Consider the following 22,709-nt stretch of genomic DNA (forward strand, 5'->3'; position numbering starts at 1 on the left):
TGGCTCATGTCTCGCCTCACGTCACGAAGAAGATCCCGGCGTCCGTGCCCGCCGGGGTGTACTCCGCGAGCCGAGCCCTGAGGCCGTCCTCGCGCTGCGGCCGGTACAGGTCGTGGAAGGCGCCCATCTCGGCGCCGTCGTCCGAGCCCCGCCGGATCTCCTCGGCACACCGGTCCGCCAACAGGCCGTACCAGGGCGTCCCGTAGCGCTCGGAGGTGAACAACGGCCGTACGCGACCTGCCTGTTCGGGCCCGGCCAGGTCGGGCTGGCAGCGGTACCGGCGCGGGGTGCGCGACCCGGCCGGAACGTGGCAGTACCGCAGACAGCCGATGCCGCGCCGGGCCACGTGCAGCCGGCCGGTGAAGACCGAGTTCTCGGCGGTCTTCACGGCGTGCGTGTGGATCTCGCCGATCACGGTCGTGCGGTGCAGATGCAGTACGGCATGCGCGTGCCGGCAGTCCGGCGCGGACAGGGCCTCGCGGTCGCTGCCGGTGGCGTCGAGGATGCTGTCCCGGAGGTGGATGTCGAGGGGGTCCTCGCTTACCTCGTCGCCGATGACCTCGATGGTGCCGAGGATGCTGTGCTCGACCTGGAGGCATGCGGTGGTGCGCTCCAGGACGATGCTGGGCTCCTCCGGGGAGTGCGGATCGCACTCGGGCTCCAGCGACCAGCCGGGGACGAGCGTGGAGTGCCGTACGACGACCGCGCCCATCGGGCCGGTGACGTTGATGCCGCGTCCGGCGACCAGCAGCCCGTCGAGGACGATGCGCGGACGCTCGTGCGGGGCGCAGTCCTCGGACACGGCACGGATGTTGAGGGCGTCGGGGCGGTTGCTGTACCAGTCGAGCAGGCGGATCACCGGCCGGGTGCCCTCGGCGGCCCGGACCTCGAGGCGGTCGCCGGGGTCGAGATCGAAGTCCAGCTGCTCCTGGTAGGCGCCGCTGTGTGTGATCTCGATGATGCCGCAAGGGCCGGTCCGGTCGGCTCGGCGGTCGTGCTGCCAGGCCCGGTAGGCGTCCATGATCTGGCGGTACTGCTGTCCGGGCCCGACGCGGTAGACCTCGGCGTCGGGACGCGGCTCGCGGTCGAGCCGGTCGTACTCGCCGCCGCCCATGTCCGCGGCGGACGCGTAGTGGTAGTCGACCCAGACGCCCTGCCGGGGCGCCGACCGCGACCCGAACGCGATCCGCCCCAGCTCCGGGTCCACGGCGACCTGACCGCGCCCCGGGCGGTAACGCCAGTCCGACAGGTCGGCGACCACGATGTCCGACGGCGGCACGGGCTGGTCCTCGCCGTCACGCCGGATGACGAGGCTCTTGCCGGGCCCGTAGTAGTCGGCGAGCCGGTCGTGGAGCCGGCGGCGGGTGACGAACGCCGGGACGTTGTCGATCGTCGCGATGTGCGTGGGCGACGGCTCCGGGAACGGCTTGGTGACCAGCGGGGTGTCGTTGCCGAGGATCGAGAAGGTGTAGAGGTTCCGGGCGCGGTCGATGCAGTACGCCGGGGACTGGGTGAGCGAGTGCGCCTTCAGCCGCCAGACGAAGAGCGCGACTCCTGCCGGCGTCCAACCACCCTGCCGGTGCCGGGAGTTGGCACGGCGCACGTCGACCGTGCGGGCCGTCGCGCCGAAAGGGCCGCCCGCGAGGTCGAGGGCGGAGTTGTCGCGCAGGTCGACGAGCCGGCCGCGCGTGCCGCGGTGGACGCCTGTGTCGCCGTACAGCTTCACGGGCTGGGTGTGGGCGACCTGCCGGGACAGCTCGACGGCGCGGGCGGGCCAGCCGGTGACCTGGTCGGAGAGTTCCTCCAGGAGGTGGAGGGTGCCCTTGCGACGGCGGTTGGCGACGGTCGCGGCCACGTCGGCGCGCGGGGCGACGGCCTCGGCGAGGGCGGCGCGGCCACCCTCGTGCAGGCCGGTCGTGAGGACCCGCTCGTACCCGGGCAGGGTGCGGTAACCGACCAGGTCGCCGAGGTACGGCAGCACCCAGGGCGCGGCCGTCTCCACGAACAGGTCCTCGTAGCCCTGCTGGACGCCGTCGCGGACCCGGTCGAGCTGCTCGGCGATCACCGCGAGCAGTGCGCGCAGCTGTTCGCCCTCCTCGGTGTCGCGCAGCAGGTGCCAGCGGGGCAGCAGGGCGGCGAGCCCGTCGGGTTCCCTGGACGTCGTCGCCGGGGAAGCCGTCTCGAACCGGACGTCCGGGGACATCACTTGACCTCCGTCAGAATCAGGGTGTCCGCGGCCCTCGGCGACAGCATCGCGAGCTGGGCCGGGCGGATACCGCGGAAGACGAACACCGAACGGCCCCTGGCCAGGCGCCGGGTGTCGGTGATGTCGGGGTTGAGGCGCAGGAGTTCGGCGAGCGGGACGCCGTACTTGGCGCAGATCTCCGACAGCGTCTCACCGTTCGCGGCACGCACCGTGTGGATCTTCTCGTCGTACGTCGCCTCGCGCGCCGGGACCGACGCCTTGGGCGGGCCGGGGTCGGTGAGGATCCCGGTGAGTTCCTCGGGTGTGGCGGACGCGGGGACGCCGGTGAGGACGTCGACGTCCACGTAGTCGACGCCCGGCACGGAGTGGGCGGTGGCGAGGACGTCCGAGAGGCGGGCGGAACGCCCCAACTCCCGTCCCTCGTAACCGAGTCGGGCGAGCAGCGCCCGACGCAGCCGGGGTTCGACGATCTCCCAGGCGTGGTCCTCGGCCACCTTCACCTTGGCCGCGACGAGCAGCAGGACCAGTTCGCGGACGTCCACTCGGACCGGGAGGTTCATGTCCCCGTACTCGGTCAGCGCGCCGCGCAGGGCCCTGAGCGTGTCCGAGTCGCCGTCGATCGGCACGTCGTCCGTGCCCGCGACCGTCACGTGCAGCACGCGGCGCCGGCCGTCGAAGAGTTCGCGTGCGGCGGCCCGTCCGATGCCGGCGCGGGAGCGGGCGAAGTCCTCGTAGTCGGACGCGGAGACCAGCCGGTCCAGCGCCGACACGGCGAGCGGGATCGTACGACGGGTCAGGCCGGGGCCGTCCGCGTCCGCGCCGCCCTTCGCCGGGCGCGGGTTGGTCACCTGGGTGACGCCGAGCGGCCGGGTGAGGGGCTGGGTGATGCGGTCGGCGGCGACGTTGGCGGCCTTGCCGGTGCCGAAGCGGTAACGGGCCCGGATGTTCTCGTGGCCGGACGGCAGCCGGGCGCCGTTTACGCCGTCGCCGAAGGTCACCGTCGTACGGCCGTCGGCGGTGGAACCGGTGATGTAGATCCGCTCGACGGGGCCGCGTCCGGCGAGACTGTCGACCTCGTGCCACAGGACGCCGTCGACCCGGACCTCCAGTACCGGTGAGGCGCCCAGGGGGTTGTCGTCGGCGAGCCAGGTGAGCGGGGACTGCCAGAGCGCGAACGTCTGGTTCACGCGGTCCGAGTCACCGCTGCCGATGGCCTCCTCGCGGCTCTCGCCGTGGGTGGCCTCCACGACGTTGCCCAGGATCCTGACCGTCTCGCGCCGGTAGCGGTGGGCGAGGTCGGCGGTCAGGGTGAGCCTGGTGTGGACATGGTCGCCGGGCAGCTGCGGGTCGACGGCCGCGTCGGCGGCGGCGACGGTGACGACCTCGGTGGCCCGCACGCCCGCGGTTCCCGGGATGTCGCTGCGCTCGCCGGTGACGACGAGCGTGCGGCCGGCACGCAACCCGTCGTACAGCCGGGCGAGTTCGATCTCGTTGCCGTGGACGTCCTCGCCGAGCGGTTCGTCGGCCAGTCGCAGGGGTTCACCGGCCGCGTGGACGGTGGTGTCCCGGATGTGCGAGAGCAGGACGTCGAACTCGTCCAACCACGGGTCGGCGAGGGTGAGTTCGGTGCCGCGTCCAGTGATGCCGTAGTTGCTGTACGCCGCCGTACGCGCCGCGACGACCTGGGTGGTGACGAAGTCGAGCTTGTCGTCACCGGGAATGCCGCCCTGGGCGCCCTTCGCGGGGCGTTGGATCGCGACCCAGCTGCCGACCGTGACGCCGGTGTGGACCGTGTCCAGCTGGAGGACCCGGCGGTTCAGCGGCTCGGGCTTGCTGGCGATCACGATCTCGACGTTGGGCTCGGTGGTGCCCACCGTGTACTTGAGGCTCACCTCGTACTCGCCGTGGGTGAACTGCTCACTCGCGTTCGGCCGCAGGGCGATCTGCTGGGACGTGCCGTTGTGGACGCCGACGTGGATCAGGCCCTCGTCGTCCGGCCGGGACACGAAGAGGGTGCGCTCGGGCAGACCGGAGTGGAGGCGGGCCGTGACACCGGGCTCCTGGGAGTCGGTGGGCCGACGGTTGAGCCAGTTGAGGTCACGGTCCTGGCCGGAGCGCACCGACAGCTCGACCTGGCCCGTGCCCAGCGGGAAGGCCAGCGGCTGGGCGACCGGCAGATTCTCGGCACGCTGGTCGGAGCTGCTGCCCTCGACGTACTGGAACTCGGCCCGCACCGGCGTCCTGCCGGACGTGTCGTACACGACCCGCATGCTCGCGAGCACGGCGCCCGTGAGCGGCCAGTCGGCGGTGCGGATGACCCGACCGCGCTCGTCCTGGACGGGCTTGAGCGGGGCGGTCGCGCCGAAGGGGGCGGCGGTGACGCGCATGGCAAGCAGTTCACGGAGGAGCTGGGCGGTGCCGGGGGCAGCGGCTTTGCGCCATGCCGGGTAGAGGGTGCCGAGAGAGGGGTTGAGTGCAGCGAGGAGGCGGGCGGTGTCGGTGCCGGGGAGCTGGGAGCCGGTGCCACCGCGCGGGGTGGGGGTGGAGGCGCGCAGGGCGGGGAGGACAGCACCCAGTGCTTCGAAAGCAGCGGCACGCGCATCGCCGTTCTTCAGGGGCGCGGGGCTGTATCGATTTGCGGCTCCGCCGCGGGGCGCGACCAGCCCCAACGGCGCAGCAGACGACCGACTACCGCCCTCTTCCGCTTGCGCCGGTGCCAACTCCAAGGCACGTTCGCCCAGTTCCGCCAGCACCGCCTCCAACTGCTCGAACCAGCCGGCGACGTCCTCATACGGCTCTGCCAACACCTGAGCCTCCCCGAGTCGAGCCACGGGCTCCGCAAGCCGAGCCGCAAGCCGCTCAGGACTCTTGATGCCGTCCAGGTCCTCCCGCAGCGGCGCGAGCACCTGATCCTCGAAGTCCTCGATCAGCCGACTGACCGGCCGCGGATTCGGGACCTCGGGAGTCGGAGGCTCATCCCCCGGCTCCCCCGGAGCAGCCGGCACGGCCGTCCACCGCCGCACCTCGTCGACCAGCTCCTTCAACGTCGGCGGCGCGGACTTCGGCAGCGAGATCGCCGTGATCTCGTCCTCCCGGTCAACCCGCGTTTTGGCGACAGGCAGCAACTTCCGCTCCCCACCGGCCTGTTCACCGAAGACGAAGAGCAACTGATCCCCGGTCTGGAGCGAATTCGCCGTGCCCTCGACGAAGAGTTCCGAGCGACGCTCAAGGTCCGCAGGGGTGACTGGGGAGGGACGCCGCCGACGCACCTTCAGCTCGTTCCAGTCCCAGCGAGCCGTCAGATCCCGGCTGGTCTCGAACGTGAGGGACTGCTCCTCGGCGGACGCCGGCACGCTGTGGCTGCGGGCGCCGCGCGGGATGGTGACGGGCAGAGCCTCCGCGCGCGGGTCGCGTTCCAGCGTGTACGCCAGATGCGTGGCGGCGGCCACGCCGGGACGGGGGCGGTGGCCGACGAGACGGCCGAGCAGGACCAGGGAGCGGTGCTCGTTGGCCGTACGGATGTAGGCCTCGTCCGCGATGCGCTCGGAGTGGAAGGTGAGCAGGTCACCGAGGACGGCGGTGGCGTCGAGGAGGCCGATCGCCGGGTCGTCCGGGGTGCGCACGGTCAGCCCGGCCAGCGCCGGGTACGCCGGTGAGGCGAGGCGGTCGAGGAGGGCGGCCCGGAAGGAGCCGTACTCGCCGACGCGGTAGTCCAGGGCCGTGCGGCCGGGCGGGTTGTGCACGGGAGCCGGGGCGAGGCGCTCGTCGTGGCCGCCGCGGCAGGCGCCGCCGCAGGTGCAGTCGTCGGTGATCGTGCCCTCGGTCATCGCTGACTCGGTCATCGGGCACCTCCCAGGGAAATCGCCAGCCGGCCGTTCTCCGGCCGGTCCGGGTCGTTGTCGCAGGTGGCGATCTCCAGCGGGCCGAGCCGCAGCACGCCGTCCTCCTTCTCTCCTCGGTCCGGCTCGAACAGCCTTTGCAGCCGGGTGACCTGGACGCTCTCCACGCCGGGCACGGCTGCCGCGACGGCGACGAGCCGGCTGAGCCGTACCGGTTCGCCGAAGGTCAGCGCGTCCGGGTGGAAGAAGCCGAGGCGTCCGCCCGGGAGGCGGCCGTTGCCCAGGACGCGGTACAGCTCGGCCAGGATCTGCCCGTGCTGGTGGCCCGGCTTGGCGCACACGGTCAGCGCGATGTCCAGCGGGACGAGCCGCGCGGCGTCGACCACGAGGTCGTGGCCGATACGCCGGTACGGCTCAAGGGACTGGGCGACCGAGGCCAGCAGCTCGGCCGACGGGGCGCCGGTGCCGTAGGCGTCGATCGCGACATGCGCCTCCTGGACGCTGCCGGTCCAGCGCAGCTCCGCCGCCGCCCGCTGGACGCCGGACAGGGCGGAGGCGAGGGCCGCGTAGTCGTCGGCGGTGACGGCGCGCAGCCGGGTGCGGCGCAGGTCGAGCGGGGCCAACTGGCGTACCTGTTCGACGGGTTCGGGGGCCGTGCCGCCGACGGCCGGGAGCGGGTTGCGGACCACGGCGGCGGGGGGTGGCTCGCAGTCGGCCTGGACGACGAGGTGGTTGATGGCCTCCGCGCCGACGTTGCCGGCCGTGCCGCCGCCGAGGCGGTAGTGCAGGGCGAGCCGGGATCCGGGGGTCGGCTTCGCGCCGTGGCGTCCGTCGCCGAAGCGCAGGGCGAGCCGGCCGTCGTCCTCCAGTTCGCCGACGAAGTGCCGGTCGCGGGGGCCGCTGTCGAGCAGGTCGCGGCGCGGCTCCCACACCCAGGTCTCGCCCTCGTCGACGCGTACGGCGGGCAGGGCGTGCCGCGGGTCCTGGGCCAGGGCGTCGGTCGCGGAGCCGCGCAGTACCGGCTCTTCGGGGTGCAGTCCGGCGGCGTAGGCGGGGCCCCAGCTGTGCGCGATCTCCCAGGCGATGTGCCCGTCGAGGACCGTGCCCGCGCGGGCGCGTGCCGTGAGGATTTCGACGCGGCGTAGTTTGGCGTCGAGCAACTCGTCGGTGCGGTGCAGGAGTTCGCGCAGGGCGCGGACGGGGTGACGGTGGAGCTCGATGTGCTCCAGGATCTTCAGGCCGTAGATCACGGTGAGTTCGTCGATCTCCTGCTCGGAGAGGCCGTCCCGGTCGCGGGCGCTGCGCCACAGCTCGACGAGCCGCTGCCGGACGCGTCCCGGGATCGCGGCGATCCGCTCGGCCTGCCCGGCGGCGACGGTGGCCGGCTCGGGGAACGGCACCGTCTGCGCGACCGGCGCGCGCCCGAGGACGGGGCGGAAGCGGGGCTGGATGCCCGGGTAGACGGACTGGGCGAGCAGGGTGCGCAGGGCGGCGGCCTGGGCGTACGCCGTGCCGGGCACGACGCGTTCGTGGCGCTGCCCGGCGCGTTCCAGGCCGAGTCCGGCGCGGTTGGCTGCCGATTCGCCGACGACCTCGAAGAGTTCGCGGATGTCGTCGGGGGCGAGAGCCTCGCCGGAATCCGTCTGATCCGTAAGGGAGTTGATGAGACGGGCGGGGGCGTTGCCCTCGTCGCGGTCGTGGCAGCCGAAGGCGGGAGGGTCGCAGGGGGCGACCTCGGCGGGGACCGGCGGGACGGTGAACGTCTCGGGGAGCCCGTGCAGGGTACGGCCGTGGTCGACGAGGACGACGTTGCCGCGGGCGAGGGTGACGTCCTCGACGGGCAGGCAGTCGCGGCCGCCGCGGGTGGTGAGGCAGAGGGGGAAGCGCAGGGCGTCCTCGCCGGCCCAGGTGACCTCCAGGACCGGCTGGTCCTCGATGCGGTCCACGGCCGGGGTGACAGAGGTCAGGCGTACGGCCTGGCGGTGGCTCGGGTCGGCGTCGCCGGGGGTGCCGGTGCGCGGGCCCTTGACCTCCTCCAGGACGAGCACGTCGCCGGGCTTCAGATCGAGTCGGCGGTCCCGGCAGGTCTCCGGGTCGACCCACGCGTCGCGCAGGGTGGCGGAGGTGGCGCCCTTCGGCAGGGTGCACACCTCCCCGCCCCAGCTCCACAGCCGGATCGCGTTGTGCGCTACCCGCAGCTCCAGCGGGTCGGCGGTGACGACCGGTTCGAAGACCTCCACCGAGCCGCGCTCGTCGAGGTCGCCGAGGTCGGCCTCGTCGATGACGGTGCCGGGCTCGGGGCGGTCGTGCGGGTCGAGGGTGCGGACGTCGACGGAGGCGAAGCGGTAGGTGCCCGGCGCGAGCGTGTGATCACCGGCGGTCTCGACGCAGACGTACGCACGCGCCGAACACCCGTCGTGCATCGCGTAGTCGATGAGCCGCACGTGCCGCCGTACGGAGACGCGGCGGCGGGCGGTGTCGAGGTAGGCCTCGGTGGCGACGGCGTCCTGCTGGTAGCTGATCTGGTCGCCGGCGTACGCGAGCAGTTCGACGAGGGTCGTGCCGAGGTCGGCGGGATTGCGCTCGACCCAGTCGGGTGTGGTGAGCGCGAGGCGGTCCAGGAGCAGCTTGCGGATGGTGTCGTAGTCGCGGGCGGTGTAGTCGACGACGGGCGCGGCGGGGAAGCCGGGCTGCTCCCTCTCGTCGTCCTTGCAGTCGAAGGGAGTCGGGCAGCCGGGCCGGAAGGCGAAGGTGGCCCGGTGGTACCGCTGGTCGAAGCCGCGGAAGGGCTCGGTGCCGGGGCGGCCGTACGGGTCGGTCTCGACGAGGGAGAGCCGGTAGCGGGAGGTGTCGCCGGCCTTGTCGAGGGTGACGTAGAGCCGGTCGTCGAGTTCGGGGTCCTCCTCCCGCTCCACGCTGACGTCCACGGCGGTGACGCCGGTGATGCGCCGGCCGCCGTCGATGCGGACGTTCTCGGGGCCGAGGCCGTGCGGGGCCTTGCCGAGGAAGGTGACGGTGAGCAGCAGGCCGTCGTCACTCACCTCGACGGCGTCGACTCCACCCAGCTGAGCGGCGCGGACCTTGGCCCGGCGGGAGGTGGCGGTCGTACCGGTCATGCCGTGGCCCTCCCTTCGAAGACGTCGTCGCGTCGGGCACCGTCGGCACGTACGACGTACGACAGGTACACGCGGACGACGTTGTCCTCACTGACCACGTCCAGGGCCTCCACGTCGATGAGATCGCCGAGCCAGCGCTGGAGCGAGGCCTGCACGGAGAGTTCGAGGGTGCTGATCAGCTCCGGGCTGGTCGGGGCGAAGACCAGGTCGAGGAGCCCGCAGCCGAAGTCGGGGCGCATCACGCGCTCGCCGGGGCTGGTGAACAGCAGCTGCTCGATGAGGTCGTGGACGTGTTCACCGTGCCTGGCGTGCGCCGTACGGCCGCGGCGGTCCGCGCGGAAGGGGAAGGCGAGGTCGGAACGGGGCCTGGTTCCCCGGCTGGTGGGGCTCATCGGACGGTGACCTTTCGCTGCGCGGCCTGGACGACGGGCGGCCCCTGCGGCACGAAGGCCGCGGTGAAGCACTCGGCCGCTGAGGTGTCGAGCAGCACGGGCGCGCCGTCGACGGTGATACCGGAGCCGGCGGCGGTCCAGCGGACCGTCACGCACGGCGAGGGCATGCCGTTCACGGTGTGCGGGCAGCCGGTGACCACATAGCTGTGCGCGGCTGTGGCGACGGCGGCGCCCGCGAGGCGTACGCCGCCGGAGGGTGTGGTGGCGGGCGCGACGCGGCCGCCGTGCGGGCAACCGATCACGGCACCGGCGTCGAGCAGAGTCCCGGACATTCTCTTGTGTCCCCCGTCTTTCCTCATCGCTTGGAGAGCACGGTCAACTGGCCCTCGTTGATGGTCACTTCATCGCCGCGCAGCAGGATCTCGGCGCCCGCGCCGGTCGAGATGACCACGGCCTCCCTGGTGATACGGATGTATGCGCCGCCCTGGGCCTGAAGCAGGATTCCCTGCTCGGCGCCGGGCGTGTCGTTCATGACGAGCTTGTGCGCCTGCGGCGTCTGGACGACGACGGGCTTGTTCGGCGAGTTGGCCTGGAGTTCGCGGCGCGCGTCGGGCGGAAGCTCGTCGGCGGCGCCGTACCAACACCCGGTCCACACCGGGAAGCTGGGATCCCCCTGTTCGAACTCCACCCACACGCCGGCCCCCGGTGGCGGCACCACGAACTGCCCCGACTCGGGCCCGGTGAACGGCAGGCAGGGCAGCGCCCACGTCGACGGCTCGTTGCCGAGGACGTCCGGGACCTCGACCGTGATCCGGCCGATGCGCAGCGGGTCGTCGTTGTCGACGACCCGGCCGCGGAACTTGCCGAGGTAGCGATTGCTGGGTGCCGCCATGGTGGGGGTGCTCCTGGTCGATCGTTCGTGGGGTCACGTGTGTCAGGGCCGGACGTAGTCGCTACGCGCTTCCAAGCCCTCCCTTGAAAGGGTGAAGTTCTGCTGGTACGAGCCCGGACGCAGGTTGTGCGTGACGGACTTGACGAAGTAGTCGCCGTCGTACGCCCGTCCCGAGCCGCGTACGCCGACGAGCTGGCGGGGCTGGAGGATGTAGCCGTGCCGGATGACGTCGAGGGAGCCGGAGCCGGAGACGACGTCGGCGGACACGGCGGCGCGGGCGAGGAGTTCGGCCTCCGCCTGCTCACGCTGGTGCTTGGCGGTGCCGGTGAGCGTCCTGCGCTTCAGGGCCGGGGTGGGCCGCTTGCCGAGGGGCGGGCGCAGCGGGCTGATGGACGGCTGCGGGAGCAGGTCCGACTGCCGGGTCGCGGGGTTCTGCCAGCGGGCCTGCGGCTCTTCGCGTGCGGTGCCGTCGTAGGCGAACGTCAGCTGGTCGACGGTGGAGTTGGCGTCCATGTTGACGTTGAGGGCGTGCTGGCGGATGCCGAGGCGGATCTCCGGACCCCAACGGGCGGAGGACTGGCCGGGGTTGGGGCCCGGCTCCAGGTAGAAGGTGTAGCCGTTGGCCCGCGCGAGCTCGGTGACGTATTGCAGGTCCGTACCAGTCTGGTAGTGCACCCGGAGGTCCTGGTGCGGAGGCTGGGCGACCTTCTCGGTGTAGACGTCGGGCCGGATGCCGTAGTCGGAGTAGCGGCGCAGGATGGCGAGCGCGCGCTCGGAGGGCGGGAGGTTCGGGTACCTCGCGGTGCGCTCCTCCAGGTCCATGAGCAGCGTCAGGTCCTCGCCGGTGACGGTGAGGGTGGAGTGGCCGGGCTGGTTGCTGGCGCCGACCTCGTGGCGGACGACGAGTCCGTCGAAGAGGACGGCGGAGGTGCCGCGGACGGTGACGCCGACGATGAGCCGGGTCTTGGGATCGAAGAACCCTTCCGGCAGCAGCCGCCGGCTGATGATCCCGTTCTTGGTGAGGTCGAAGGCGAGCTGGAAGCCACTGCGCTCGCCCGCGGTGGCGGTGATCTGGGCGGACAGCAGGGCCTCGGTCACCTCGGCCGGGACGGGCCGGGCGAGCTTGGGCCCCATGAGGAGCGTGATGTGGACGGGGCCCTGCCCCACGGGCAGATCAAACACGCCGGTCTCCCCTGCCGCCCGGGAACCCGCCGGCGAGCGGGATGTCGATGACGCGCCCGGCCTCGTCGGTCAACTCGCGTGGATCGAGTACGGGGTTGGCGTCGGCGATCTGCCACCACTGGCCGGGGTCGCCGAAGTACCGCTGCGCGAGCAGGTCGGGACGCTCACCGGCGCCGACGGTGTGGGGCTGGGTGACGTCGCCGTCGGGGATCTGGTCGAGCGGAGGCAGCAACCGGCGCTTGGTGTACCGGACTTCGGTGCCATCGGGTCGGCGGTGGATGCCGATCTCGGTGTCGTGATACCGGCTGGTGCGCGGGTAGGGATGAGCACCCGGTATCGCGTCCAGGGCGCTCTCGTAAGGCTCGATGTCAGCCATGGTGTCCTGCTCAGCCCCTTCCGATCACGACGTTGTTTCCGCTTGCGGTTGCTGTCCCGAATCCGCTTCCGCTGAGCCCGAGCGAGCCGAGGCCGCCGCCGCGTGCGGCCGCGGCGAGGCGTTCCTTCTGCGCGAGGTGGGCCATGTACAGGTCGGCGCCGCGGTGGCCGGCGGGGAGATCGCTGACGGTGAGGATCTTCATGCCGATGCTGAGCGACGCTCGGATCGGATTGAGGTTCACGTCGAAGGCGGACTCGTTGATGGAGAGTTCGGTGAGCCGGACGGGCATGACCCGCTTGCTCCCCCAGGTGAAGAGAGTGAGCGGCATCTCGATCGGGCTGATCTCGATGGCACCCTTCTGCGACAGCTTGCTCGCCGCACGGAGCTGGGCGACGGTCGGCTGCACCAGCATTTCGAGAGTCGCGAGCTGCGGGTGGATGCCGTCGGGGGCGGCGACCTCGAACTGGTCGGTGGCGTCGATCTCGGCGGTGAACTTCCAGGTCTCCTGGGCGGGGCCCTTCAGACGGAGGGCCTCGTTGCGGTCCCCGCTGCCGGTGCCGCCGCCTCCGGCGTCACCGCTGTCGCCGGCGGACTGCGGGGCGACGCTGCGCTCCAGGGTGTCCGGGTTGAACTGTAGGACGATGATCCGCTGGGGGGTGCCGGTGTCGGGGTTGACCACGACGATTCCGGAGCGGATGGGTTTGGGGATGTCGGCGTAGCGGCTCACGTTGTATTCACCTGGCTCGGTTGAGGTGGACGCTCAGTTCTCGGAGAGCTCGAGTCCTTCGATCAAGAAGCCGGCGTCACGCCGTACTCCCTCGTCGGCATCGTTGTTCTTCATGTCCATGGCCAGGCTGCGCAACGACGGCCAGGCGCCCAGATAGCCGATTCCCACCAGAACCGCACGACGGACATCCGGGTGCGGATCGGAGGCGGTCTCCCGGAACTTGGCCGCAAGTGGGCCGTGCTCCTGGAGGGGCGCACTCACGGCCGACAGGTAAATGCCGTGGACCTTCTCGTCCCGGTCACGCGCCCGGGACAGGAATTCGAGCGCCTCCTCGTGCGTCCAGCACGGGAGTCGGCTGGTCACGAGATCGCGAATGTTCTCCACATCCGCTCCGTCGATGACGAGATAACGAAGCCCTGTGATGTGGTCGCCGAGAAACGTGATGACCGTGTCACCGTTCATCGTTTCCCAGACCTCGCGCTCCGGGAGCTCGCCTTTACGGCTGAAGGAGACGGTGTTCCAGTCCTCGCGCCAGGAGAGAACACCGACGTCGTCCAGCGTCACTTCACGCTTCAGGACCACGCGCACTACCGGTGACATTTCAGTGTTCCTCTCAATTTATGCCGTGATGCCGTCTGATGAACTCGACGATGTAGTCTACGATGTCCTGCCGACTCGCTCCCCATACGCTTCCGGAGCCGTCCAGCTTCATGACGACCCATCGCGTCATCACATCGATCTTCCTGAAGCTCAACTCGCCGCGTTCCTCGGCACTTCCATGTTGCCGCTGAGAAGCGCGAAGTGGTCCCACCGTACCGCGTACGCGTTCCGTCAGAATTCGGGACTCTTCCTCGGCCGTCGGCAGCGATTCCTGCCGGTCTTCCGCCTCGAGTCCGCGGGTTGCCCGTGTCGCTCCCTCCATCGAGGCGGGATACCTACCGCGTCCGCCGATCCTGCGCGGTTTGAGTTTCGGCTTGCGCCTCCTTCTCGGTTTGCCGTCCTTCGTTTTGGCCGGCTTCGCGGGCGGGGCCGGCGGCGGTTGTTGCGTGGGATCGGGCTCGAACTCGGCGAATGCCTCCTCGAACGACATCTTCCCTTCTGCGATCAGATCCATCGTCATGGGTGCGAGTGCGGCGTTCTCCGGGTCACGGGCCGTTTCCCGCACGTACATGAGCCATGCGACGCGCCCCAGCGTCTCCTGCTCGTCCTCGGTGAGCTCGTCGGGCCACCGGCCAGTCCGCAGGAAATTACGGATGGTGCGCGCGAGTCGCGCGTCACCTATCTGTGTGGCGTTGAGCGCGGAAAGAGTCTCCGAGTTCAGACCGACGCCCTCGGGGTTCTTCTGTAGACGCTGATTGATGTCCTTCGTGTGTTGATTTATTTCCGGATAGGAGGCGGCATCCATGACGAACGCGTTGCGGGGATCGAAGGGTCGAGGCTCTGCACCCTCACGTGCCTTCGGCCGGAAATGACGCTCCGTGATGCGCTGCCGAGACTCACCGATCGTGTAGTCCATACGGCTGCGCGGAATGTCCGAACCCCGGCTCAGCATATGCAGCGCAGCACCTGGGATTCCCGCCCCACCGCCCGCGTGCGGAACGTTCTGGATGTCCTCGGTCTCCAGGCCGGAGTTGTTGTCTCGATAGGACCCCGCTTCCTCCGAACCGAAGCGCTGGGCGGCGCCGGTGACGCGATCATCTTGAAGGAATGCGACGACGGCATCCCGGACGATGGAGCGCAATTCCTCCGGGTTCGGCGTGTACGGGCGCGCGGCCGAACCCTCCGGGTTGAGCCTGGCGCGTATGTCCCGGGTGGTTCCGGACCCCTGAGCCGCGAGTTCGTTCAGCCGGTACCAGGCCTTCATCCCGGCGAGGGTCAGGCGCAGCGGTACACCTGCGGTGCCGTCGCCGAGCATTCTCTGAAGCCGGGGCCTGATGCGCGCCAGGATCTTTTCCAGCCGTGCATCCTTTGAGTCCTTCGAATCCTCTTCCTTCTTCCTCTGGTCCTTCTTCTGCTGCTTCTCCTTCTTCGGGTCCCTGTCCTTCGGCTTCCCGTCCGAGTGTTTGTCGCGCTTCGGCTTCTTCGGGTCCTTCCTCTCGTGCTTGGGCTTCGGCTGCCGGCCGTCCTCGTCCTTCCTCTTCGGCTTGTCGGGCTTGGCGCCGACCCCGTCCTTGGTCCTGTCCTGGTCTGCATCGGGCTTGCGTTTGGCTGGGGTGTCCCCGGACTTCGGCTTACTCGGGTCCTGGCCCTTCGGCCTGTCCGGCGTCCTTCCGTCGGCGTCCTTGGGCTTGGACGGGCCCGTGGTGTCGTCCTTCGGCTTGTCCGGTGCCTTGCCGTCGGTACTCTTCGGCTTCGTGTCCGGCTCGGGCTTCGGCTTGGCCGGCGGTTCCGCCTTCGGCTTTACGCTCGGGGTCGGCGTGGTGTTCGGCTTCTCGTCCTTGTCCTTCGGCTTGCCGTTCTTGTCCTTGCTGGTTGCAGGCGTCGGCTTCTTGGTGTCGCCCTGTGTCTTGGGCTTCCCAGGCGCGCCGTCCTTGCCCTGGCCCGGCTTCGGCGACGTCGCCGTCGATGCCTTCCCGTCCACGCCCGGCTTCTTCGTCAGGTCGACCTGGGGCTTGTCGCCCCCACCCTTGTCGTCCGAGCCGTCAGCCCCAGCACTCTTGCCCCCGCCCGCCTTGTCCTTCCCCTTGCCGCCCAGCTTCGCGGCGATGTCCTTGAAACGCCGCCCCACCTTCGCCACGTACTTGCCGATGCCGCTCAGCAGCGCCTCGTAGGCGAGTTCGAGGAGGGCCACGATCCCCGCCGCGACCGCCTTGGCGAAGAGGACGCCGGCGCCGCCGCGGCGGACGGCCTTCAACCAGTCGAGGACGGCGCCCATGGCGCGCAGGATCTCGCCGAGCGCGCCGATCGCCGTGCGGATGGCGTCGATGACCGCCATGACCCAGCCCGCGCCCGGGATCAATTTGGCGATGACCTTGGTGATGACGATCTCGCCGATGATGAAGGGGAGTTGGGGGACTATCGCATCCCAGGTCTCCTTGACGATCTGTTCGAGGGCGATGCCGCCCTTGATCAGCTTGTCGAGGATGGCCTTCGGGATGCCGATGATCTCTTCGATCTTGGACTGGAACCAGTCCTTGACGGCCGCCTTGACCTCGCGGAACAGGTGGTTCTTCGCGCCGTCCACCGCGGAGTTCTTGGCACCGCCCAGCCAGCCACCGGGGTCGGAGAGGAAGTCGACCGCGACAAGCATGAACTCGCCGAGCGCGCCCAGCAGCTTGGAGGCGAAATCCAGCACGGCTTTCACCGCGTCCACGATCGCCTTGACCACGTCCAGGAGCGCCTTCTTCAGGACGTCCAGGATGCTGCTCAGGAGCTTGCCGATGGCGTCCAGGAGGTCGCTGATCGCCTGCTTCAGCGCCTCGGCCAGACGTTGGACGAGGGCAATGGCCGCAGCGATCAGATCGGTGATGAACTTGCGGATACGGGCCGCGAGTTCGACGACCGCCCGCACCATCGCCACCGCGAACTCGATCAGTTCCCTGATGAAGTTCTTGATCGCCTCGACGATGTTCTTGCGGGCCTCGTTGATCCAGCGCTCGACCGTGTCCTTGAAGTTCTTGATGAAGCCGACGACCGCGTCCCGCGCCGCCCGGATGACCCGGACGATCGCGTTCTTGATCTCGATGACCTTCTGCTTGATCCAGTCGAAGGCCTTGGTGATCCAGTTCCCCGAGTCCTCGACGGCGCCGTCGCGCTGCTTCTCCGCGTCGCGCTCCGCCTTGTCGCTCTCCTCCTGGATCTTCTTGTCACTGCCCTCCTTCTCCTTCTCGACGTTGTCGTCGGTCTGCTTTTCCTTGTCCTCGACGTCCTTGCGGACCTTGTCGTGCCGGTCGGTCTTCTTGTCGCCGAGGCTCTTGAGCTCCTGATCCTGCTCCGTGCGCCAGCCCTCGCGCTGGGCGGTGACTTCGCCCATCGCCTTTTCGCGCTCGCCGGCCTGCGTGTCGGTGTTCTTCGCGATCTCGGAATCGACCTGCTGCTTGTGCTTGGCCTGCGAGTCACGGAAGTCCCGGTCCTTGGCCTGCCGACCCTCGGAGATGCCTTTCTGGCCGTCGCTGAACGCCGCCTGGAACTGCGGCCCCTGCTCGTGCTCGGCGACTTCCGAGGCTGCCTCCGGCGGTACGGCGCCGGTCGCGCCGCCACCCTCGACCGCGACGCCCTCGCCGCCCTGCGCGCCCGGTACCTGGGCGGTCAACTCCTCCTTGGGGGCATTGGGATAGACCTGGTCCTCGCCCATGCCCCGGTTCGAGTCGTCGCGAGCCGTCGCGACGGTTTCCTGGCCCTTGGCGTCGACATGGCCGTCCTGCTCACCGGCGCTGCTCTCCGCCGAGCCCTTCAGCTCCACACCCGGCGCGTTGCCCGCCTGGGCCTGCTTGAGCGCCTCGTCCTTCGTGGGCAGCCCGGCGAACTTGGCGGCCAGCTCCTGCGGATCCACCTCGAAGCCGAGCCAGCTCGCCACCTTGCCGATGCCGAAGCCGAGCGCCATCTTGAAGGTGTCCCAGCCGCTGGGCTCCTCCGCCTTCTCCGCCTCGATCTGGCCCTCGGGCTCCTTGGCGCCCTCGACCTGGGCGTTCTCCTGCTCGGGAGCCTCGGCCTCCTGAGGCTTGTCCTGCGAGTACTCGGCCGGCGCGTCCGACTTCGGCTTGCCCCGCAGCGTCTGCGGCGCACCCGCCGGGCGCTGCATCGAGGGGGGCGCGGACGCCAGCGTCTTGTGCTCGTCGCCGACCGTGCGGTCCACCGCGCCGCCGACCCCGCCCATCGCCTGAAGCGCCTTGTGCGGCTTGAGCTTCGAGGCCGTCGCGAGTCCGGCCTCCGGCGAGACCCCGGAGAGGTTCGGGACCGGCGCGGAGTCCTTCTTCCCCTTGCCGGCGGCCGGGGCGCCGCCACCGCCGCCTGCTCCTCCACCGCCTGCCCCTCCACCGCCTGTTCCTCCGCCGCCGCGCGCCGCCTTCGGCGCCGGTGCGCTCTCCCGCTCGGCGTTCGGTTCCGGGGCCGCCTTCGCCGAGGCCGACGTCGGCGCCTGCTCCGACTTCGCGGCGGCGGGCGCCGGTGCGGATGCAGGTGCAGATGCGGACCGTGCGGGCGCCGCCGACGTCTCCGTACGAGGAGACGCTTCCGTACGGCCTTCCTGCGCCGACGTGTCACCGGCGGGCTCGGCACCGGTCGCCCCCGACGTGCCGGACGATCCGGACGAGTTCGCCGTACCGGCACCCCCCGTCCCGTCCGACGCCCCGGGCGTCGTACTGCCGCCCCCACCGACAGACGACGCGTCCTGGGCGGAGCCGCCACCCTGCTCTGCCTGCTCGGCCTGCTCGCCCTGCGCACCGGCCCCGGACGAGCCCCCGCCGTTCTCCTTCGCCCCGGCGTCGCTCTGCGCCGACTGCCCGCCCTTGGCCTGCTGGGACTCCTTCTCCGGTGCGGTGGCTCCCTTGTCGCCCGCCGCGTCCGTGCCCTTCTCCTCCTTGGCGGCCGGCTCCTTGGCCTCGGAGCCGGCCTCGGACTTCCCGTCCTGCTTGCCCGGCGCCTCCTGCACGGTGGTCTGCGCGGCCACCGGCCCGGCCTTGGGGTCGTCACCGCTCTTGGGGTCGCGGGTCCCCGGCACCGGCCGCGCGGCGGCGGCCTGATCCAGGGCCGGACCATCCGGCCCGGCAAGGCTGTCGGGCCCGCCTTCGGTCTCCGGCGTCGAAGGCTCCGGCTCCGCGGCGGACTCGGCCGGTTCCTCCTCGGGCTCCGCCGTCTCGTCCTCGGCGTCCTCGGCCTCCCGTTCGGCCTGCACCTGTTCGGCCCGCGTCGGCGGCGGGGCCGGGAACGACGGGGCCGTCTGGGCGGTCGCGGGCGCGGACGGGTCCAGCTTGTCGGCGGTCGGTACGGCCGACACGTCGAGGTCCTGCTGCGGAACGAAGTCGTCCGGCTGTAGCTTGACGTCCCAGGCGCTCGGTTCCTCGCCCCCGACCTCGACCTCCGACTCACTGCCGGAGCCGGACGGGTCCTCGTCGGTCTCCTCGTCACGGCCGTCGAGATCCTGGTTGCGCTTGCCGTCGAGCGTGCTGAGCCTGCCGGGCAGCTGGGTGTCCTTGCCGGACGCCGTCGGCGAACCGGTCGGCTTCTGCTGGCCCCGCTTGTCCTGCTGCTTCAGCTGCCGTCCGGCGACGGCCGCCTCGGCCGCGCCCGGGCGGTTCTTCGCCGCGGACTCCTCTTTGCTCGCGGCGGCCGCGTCCTCGCGCTCGGTCTGCTCCTGACCGCCCTTGTCCTTCTCCTTGCCGCCCTTGCCGTCCTTACCGCCCTCGCCCTCCTTGCCGGCCGCGTCCCGGGACTTCCCCTCCGAGCCCCCCGACGCCTTGCCCGAGGCCGAGTCGGCGGATCCCTTCCCGCCCGGCTGCGCAGCACCGGCCGAACCCTCCGAGGCGGAGGAGGCCTGCTCCTCACGAGCCGCGGCCGGGGCCGCACCGCCACCGGATGCCGGGGCCCCCGCCGCCCCGGATCCCTGCCCGGCCGACGCCTCCTGGTCCCGCGTCCCACCGGGCGCACCCCCGCCCTGCGGAGTACTCCCCTGCTCCCGTGTCCCCCCGTTCCGCGGAGTGCTGCCGACGGCGCCTTCCTCGACAGCCAGGTCCTTCTCCGGCCCGGGCGCGATCCGGGGCCGCTCCTCCTCCGCCCGCCGCTCCTCGGCGGAGCGCGCCGCGTTCTCGCGCTCGTTGCGCACTTGCTCGGCCGTGTCCGGCTCGATCTCCGGGGCGTCGTGCGCGTCCCGCTCCAGACCGTCCTCGGCGTAGTCGTCGTACGCCTCGATCTCGTCGACCAGGTCGAGTACCCGGTCGTGCTCCGAGCCGAGCAGCCGGCTCTCCAGGCGCACGAGGACGCCGTCGAGCAACTCCTCGGGCAGTCGGGCGAGTTGCTTGCGGGTGCGCTGGGAAAGGTCCTCGGGGTCGCCGCGCAGGGAACGTACGAGGGAGTTCGCGAGACGGTCGACGAGGGTCGCGGGGTCGATGGCCTCGGCGCGGTTCCGGTCGGCGTCGACGGTGGCGTAGCGCAGCCAGCCGGGGGTGGCCTGGTCCTCCGCCACGTCGGCCGTGGACTCCTCCGGGGCGGCCTGCGAAGGACGTACGAGGTCCTGGGCGGCCGACTCCGCCTCCCGCTCGATCGCCTGTTGCGGCACGCTCACCGCACCCAGCCCCCGGCCCGCACGCAGCGTGCCGAGGCCGTGCGGGTTCTGGACGGTGTGCAGCAGCTCGTGGGCGAGGAGGCGGCGGCCCTCGTCCGTGCCCGGTTTGAAGGCGCCCTCGCGGAAGAAGATGTCCTGGCCCACGGCGACCGCGTCCGCGCCGAGGAGTTCCGTCAGCTGCCCGGCGTCCCGGTCGGTGTGCAGGCGTACGCGGCCGAGGTCATGGCCGAGTCTCTCCTCCAACTCCCTCCGTACACCAGGGTCGAGAGGCTGCCCGGCACCGCTGACGATGTCCTTCGGCTCGGGCGTACGGGACTTGGCGGCACGCTCCTTGCGCTTGCGTCGGCGCTGTTCGGCTGCCTGCTCGGAGCGGGCGTCCTGGGCCTGGGAACTCATCGCGTCACCTCCCCGTGGCCACTGAGCCCTTCGTGCACCGCGCGGGCCAGCTCCTGGCCGAGGCGGCGGGCGGACAGGCCGGCGGGCAGGGGCGGCAGGCCGGACAGCGCGTCGAGGGTCAGGGCGCCGTCGGCGGCGAGCGGGACGCCGTGGATCTGGACCAGACGGGTCAGTTCGCGTTCGAAGGCGACCGACACCCGCTCCGGGTCCACGCGGAAGCCATGGAGGGCGAGTTCGCCGATCTCCACCCGGATCTCCCGAGGTTCCCGGTCGTGACGGGTCTCGCGCGAGGCGCTCCGCTCGCCCGCCTCACCGTTCACACCCATCCCCGCACCTCCCCCGGCGTCAGGGAGCGCTCCAGCTTCTGGTACTCGGTGCGCGCCGCGGCGAGCATGTGCCGCATCTGGAGCCGGTCGCCCTCCTCGGCCGCGAGGAACGCGCCGGAGAGCGCGATGTTGCGGATCGAGCCGCCGGCGACCGTGAGTTGGGCGAGCAGGCCGGGGTCGATGTCCTTGACGGGAGCCCGCGACGGCAGCACCCGGCGCCAGATCTCGGCGCGCTCGTGCTCGGCCGGGAAGGGGAAGTCGACGACGAAGCGGATACGGCGCAGGAAGGCGGTGTCGAGGGCCTTCTTCATGTTGGTGGTGAGGATGGCGAGGCCGCGGTAGGCCTCCATCCGCATCAGCAGGTAGCTCACTTCGAGGTTGGCGTACCGGTCGTGGCTGTCCTTGACCTCGCTGCGCTTGCCGAACAGCGCGTCGGCCTCGTCGAACAGCAGCAGTGCGCCGCCGCGTTCGGCGGCGTCGAAGACGCGGCGCAGGTTCTTCTCGGTCTCGCCGATGTACTTGCTGACGACCTGGGAGAGGTCGACGATGAACAGGTCGAGGCCGAGCTCCTTCGCCATGACCTCGGCGGCCAGCGTCTTGCCGGTGCCGGAGCCGCCCGCGAACAGGGCCGTGACACCGAGGCCGCGCCGCAACGTGCCCGCGAAGCCCCATTCCTGATGGACCGTCGGACGCTGTCGCACATGGGCGACGATCTCGCGCAGCACGCCGGTCTGCCGGTCGTGCAGGACCAGGTCGCCCCAGCCCGCCTCCGGTTCGATACGGCGGCCCAGCTCGTCCATGCCGATCCGGGCCTCCTCCAGGCCGGCCCGCCAGGCGAGTTCGGCGGCGTCGAGGGTGTCCTCGTGGGGGAGTCGACGGCGTACGGTCGCGGCGGCGGACCGGATGACGTGCGGGGGCAGCTGGAACTGGGCGACCAGGGAACGCAGTTCGACCTCGTCGAGGTCGGCGATCGGGTGCATCGCCCGGCCCCACAGCTCGAACTGCTCCTCCTCGTCGAGACGCGGGACCGCCACCCGTGCCCCGTGCGGCCGGTCCGAGCGCAGCGGGTCCTCGCTCGATACGACGACCGGTACGGCCGCCCCGGCCAGGAACGCCTCGGTCGCCGCCCGCTGGTCGCGGTCCAGGTCGCCCACCTCGACGAGCAGCGCGGCCGGCAGCAGGATCGCCTCGCGCTGCCAGAGCCGGGCCAGCCGGTCGCGTTCTGCGGGGTCGGCCGGGATGTCCTCGGCGCCCAGCGCGTACAGCCCTAGCCCGGACCGGGCGGCCGCCGCGGCGGCGATGTCGGCACGGCTGCGCAGATCACCGCCGGTCACCTCGACGAGCAGCGGCGTGTCGGGGCTCGCCCCCGTCGTCCAGCCCTCGGCGACGCGGCTCGCGGCCAGGTCGTACGACGGCGGCAGTTGCTCCGGCACCGATGTGCGGCGCAGGCGGCCGTGCAGGCGGGCGTCGAGGTAGGGCGAGCCGAGCAGGAAGTGCAGGATCCGCTCGTCGAGGCGCAGGCGCGAGGTCGTCAGCCGGGACTCGTCGTCGAGCTCGACGATCCGCCAGCGCCGCAGCGGCGCGACCGGCGTGAGGGCGCTCCAGTGGGGTTCGGCGAGGGCGGCCAGGGCGAGCGAGAAGGTCGGGTGCGCCCGCTGGGGGTCCCCGCAGGCCGCGGCACAGCGGGCGGCGGTCGTGGGGTCGAGTTCGTCGGCGGCGGTGAGGAGGATCAGGTCGCGTTCGAAGGGGGTGAGGCCGAAGCAGGTGACGAGGGCGTCGAGGGGGGCGGTGCCCGGGGCGGCCAGGGGTGCCGGGCTCGCGGAGCCCCCGGCGGTCGACGCGGCGGACGCGGCGTCGGGGTCCTGACCGGTCGGCTGTCCGGCGCCGGTGGCGTGGGCGTCGATCCGGGCCAGGACACGCCGGATCTCCGCGGTCAGCGTCGCGCCCGCCTCGTGGCCGGCGGCGGTGCCCGACGCACCTGCCGCTCCCGGCCCGTTCGCCTCCATACCCTCACCCGCCCCCGTCGTTCCCATGCCTC

At 71.3% G+C, this 22,709-nt stretch carries 13 protein-coding genes; all 13 read right to left on the reverse strand.

What is annotated here, in order from left to right; all coding sequences use genetic code 11:
- Positions 1-16: 16 nt before the first annotated feature.
- The 13 genes from KUM44_RS33975 to KUM44_RS34035 are packed head-to-tail and all read right to left on the reverse strand — an operon-like array spanning position 17 to position 22,677.
- The gene (locus KUM44_RS33975) at positions 17-2,203 is read right to left on the reverse strand and encodes a hypothetical protein (RefSeq protein WP_217213605.1); all 2,187 of its coding nucleotides are present in this window, start codon (positions 2,201-2,203) and stop codon (positions 17-19) included.
- Positions 2,203-6,048 carry a putative baseplate assembly protein gene (locus KUM44_RS33980; protein ID WP_374202099.1) on the reverse strand — a complete coding sequence of 1,282 codons (3,846 nt, stop codon included), beginning with the start codon at positions 6,046-6,048 and terminating at the stop codon, positions 2,203-2,205. Before KUM44_RS33980 ends, KUM44_RS33975 begins: the two co-directional genes overlap by 1 nt.
- On the reverse strand, positions 6,045-9,161 hold the full coding sequence (locus tag KUM44_RS33985; protein ID WP_217213606.1) for a putative baseplate assembly protein: 3,117 nt from the start codon (positions 9,159-9,161) through the stop codon (positions 6,045-6,047). Before KUM44_RS33985 ends, KUM44_RS33980 begins: the two co-directional genes overlap by 4 nt.
- Positions 9,158-9,553: a GPW/gp25 family protein gene (locus KUM44_RS33990; protein ID WP_217213607.1), complete on the reverse strand. Its 396-nt coding sequence runs from the start codon at positions 9,551-9,553 to the stop codon at positions 9,158-9,160. Before KUM44_RS33990 ends, KUM44_RS33985 begins: the two co-directional genes overlap by 4 nt.
- Entirely contained in the window at positions 9,550-9,885 is a 336-nt protein-coding gene (locus tag KUM44_RS33995; RefSeq protein ID WP_217213608.1) for a hypothetical protein, read from the reverse strand. Before KUM44_RS33995 ends, KUM44_RS33990 begins: the two co-directional genes overlap by 4 nt.
- Positions 9,886-9,908: 23 nt before the next feature.
- On the reverse strand, positions 9,909-10,445 hold the full coding sequence (locus tag KUM44_RS34000) for a phage baseplate assembly protein V (protein WP_217213609.1): 537 nt from the start codon (positions 10,443-10,445) through the stop codon (positions 9,909-9,911).
- A gap of 42 nt (positions 10,446-10,487) precedes the next feature.
- Complete coding sequence (locus KUM44_RS34005) at positions 10,488-11,627, reverse strand: hypothetical protein (protein WP_217213610.1); 1,140 nt, start codon at positions 11,625-11,627, stop codon at positions 10,488-10,490.
- Positions 11,620-12,003, reverse strand: coding sequence for a hypothetical protein (locus KUM44_RS34010; RefSeq protein ID WP_217213611.1), 384 nt, complete (start codon positions 12,001-12,003; stop codon positions 11,620-11,622). The genes KUM44_RS34005 and KUM44_RS34010 overlap by 8 nt, the downstream gene beginning before the upstream one ends.
- A 10-nt stretch (positions 12,004-12,013) precedes the next feature.
- Positions 12,014-12,730, reverse strand: coding sequence for a hypothetical protein (locus tag KUM44_RS34015; RefSeq protein WP_217213612.1), 717 nt, complete (start codon positions 12,728-12,730; stop codon positions 12,014-12,016).
- A 33-nt stretch (positions 12,731-12,763) separates the two neighbouring features.
- A complete protein-coding gene (locus KUM44_RS34020) occupies positions 12,764-13,318 on the reverse strand; it encodes a hypothetical protein (protein WP_217213613.1) in 555 nt (184 codons plus the stop codon).
- A gap of 25 nt (positions 13,319-13,343) precedes the next feature.
- A complete protein-coding gene (locus tag KUM44_RS46985; RefSeq protein ID WP_302186089.1) occupies positions 13,344-20,345 on the reverse strand; it encodes a DUF4157 domain-containing protein in 7,002 nt (2,333 codons plus the stop codon).
- Entirely contained in the window at positions 20,342-20,671 is a 330-nt protein-coding gene (locus KUM44_RS34030; protein ID WP_254390493.1) for a DUF4424 domain-containing protein, read from the reverse strand. The genes KUM44_RS46985 and KUM44_RS34030 overlap by 4 nt, the downstream gene beginning before the upstream one ends.
- Positions 20,662-22,677 carry an ATP-binding protein gene (locus tag KUM44_RS34035; RefSeq protein WP_217213658.1) on the reverse strand — a complete coding sequence of 672 codons (2,016 nt, stop codon included), beginning with the start codon at positions 22,675-22,677 and terminating at the stop codon, positions 20,662-20,664. The genes KUM44_RS34030 and KUM44_RS34035 overlap by 10 nt, the downstream gene beginning before the upstream one ends.
- Between the last annotated feature and the right edge of the window lie 32 nt (positions 22,678-22,709).

The organism is Streptomyces sp. AC550_RSS872, assembly GCF_019049285.1.
Lineage (GTDB): Bacteria > Actinomycetota > Actinomycetes > Streptomycetales > Streptomycetaceae > Streptomyces.

Excerpts from the sequence above, each read along its gene's own strand:
- KUM44_RS33975 (WP_217213605.1), bottom strand. The coding sequence starts at position 2,203 with ATGTCCCCGGACGTCCGGTTCGAGACGGCTTCCCCGGCGACGACGTCC.
- KUM44_RS33980 (WP_374202099.1), bottom strand. The coding sequence starts at position 6,048 with ATGACCGAGTCAGCGATGACCGAGGGCACGATCACCGACGACTGCACC.
- KUM44_RS33985 (WP_217213606.1), bottom strand. The coding sequence starts at position 9,161 with ATGACCGGTACGACCGCCACCTCCCGCCGGGCCAAGGTCCGCGCCGCT.
- KUM44_RS33990 (WP_217213607.1), bottom strand. The coding sequence starts at position 9,553 with ATGAGCCCCACCAGCCGGGGAACCAGGCCCCGTTCCGACCTCGCCTTC.
- KUM44_RS33995 (WP_217213608.1), bottom strand. The coding sequence starts at position 9,885 with ATGTCCGGGACTCTGCTCGACGCCGGTGCCGTGATCGGTTGCCCGCAC.
- KUM44_RS34000 (WP_217213609.1), bottom strand. The coding sequence starts at position 10,445 with ATGGCGGCACCCAGCAATCGCTACCTCGGCAAGTTCCGCGGCCGGGTC.
- KUM44_RS34010 (WP_217213611.1), bottom strand. The coding sequence starts at position 12,003 with ATGGCTGACATCGAGCCTTACGAGAGCGCCCTGGACGCGATACCGGGT.
- KUM44_RS46985 (WP_302186089.1), bottom strand. The coding sequence starts at position 20,345 with ATGAGTTCCCAGGCCCAGGACGCCCGCTCCGAGCAGGCAGCCGAACAG.
- KUM44_RS34030 (WP_254390493.1), bottom strand. The coding sequence starts at position 20,671 with ATGGGTGTGAACGGTGAGGCGGGCGAGCGGAGCGCCTCGCGCGAGACC.
- KUM44_RS34035 (WP_217213658.1), bottom strand. The coding sequence starts at position 22,677 with ATGGAGGCGAACGGGCCGGGAGCGGCAGGTGCGTCGGGCACCGCCGCC.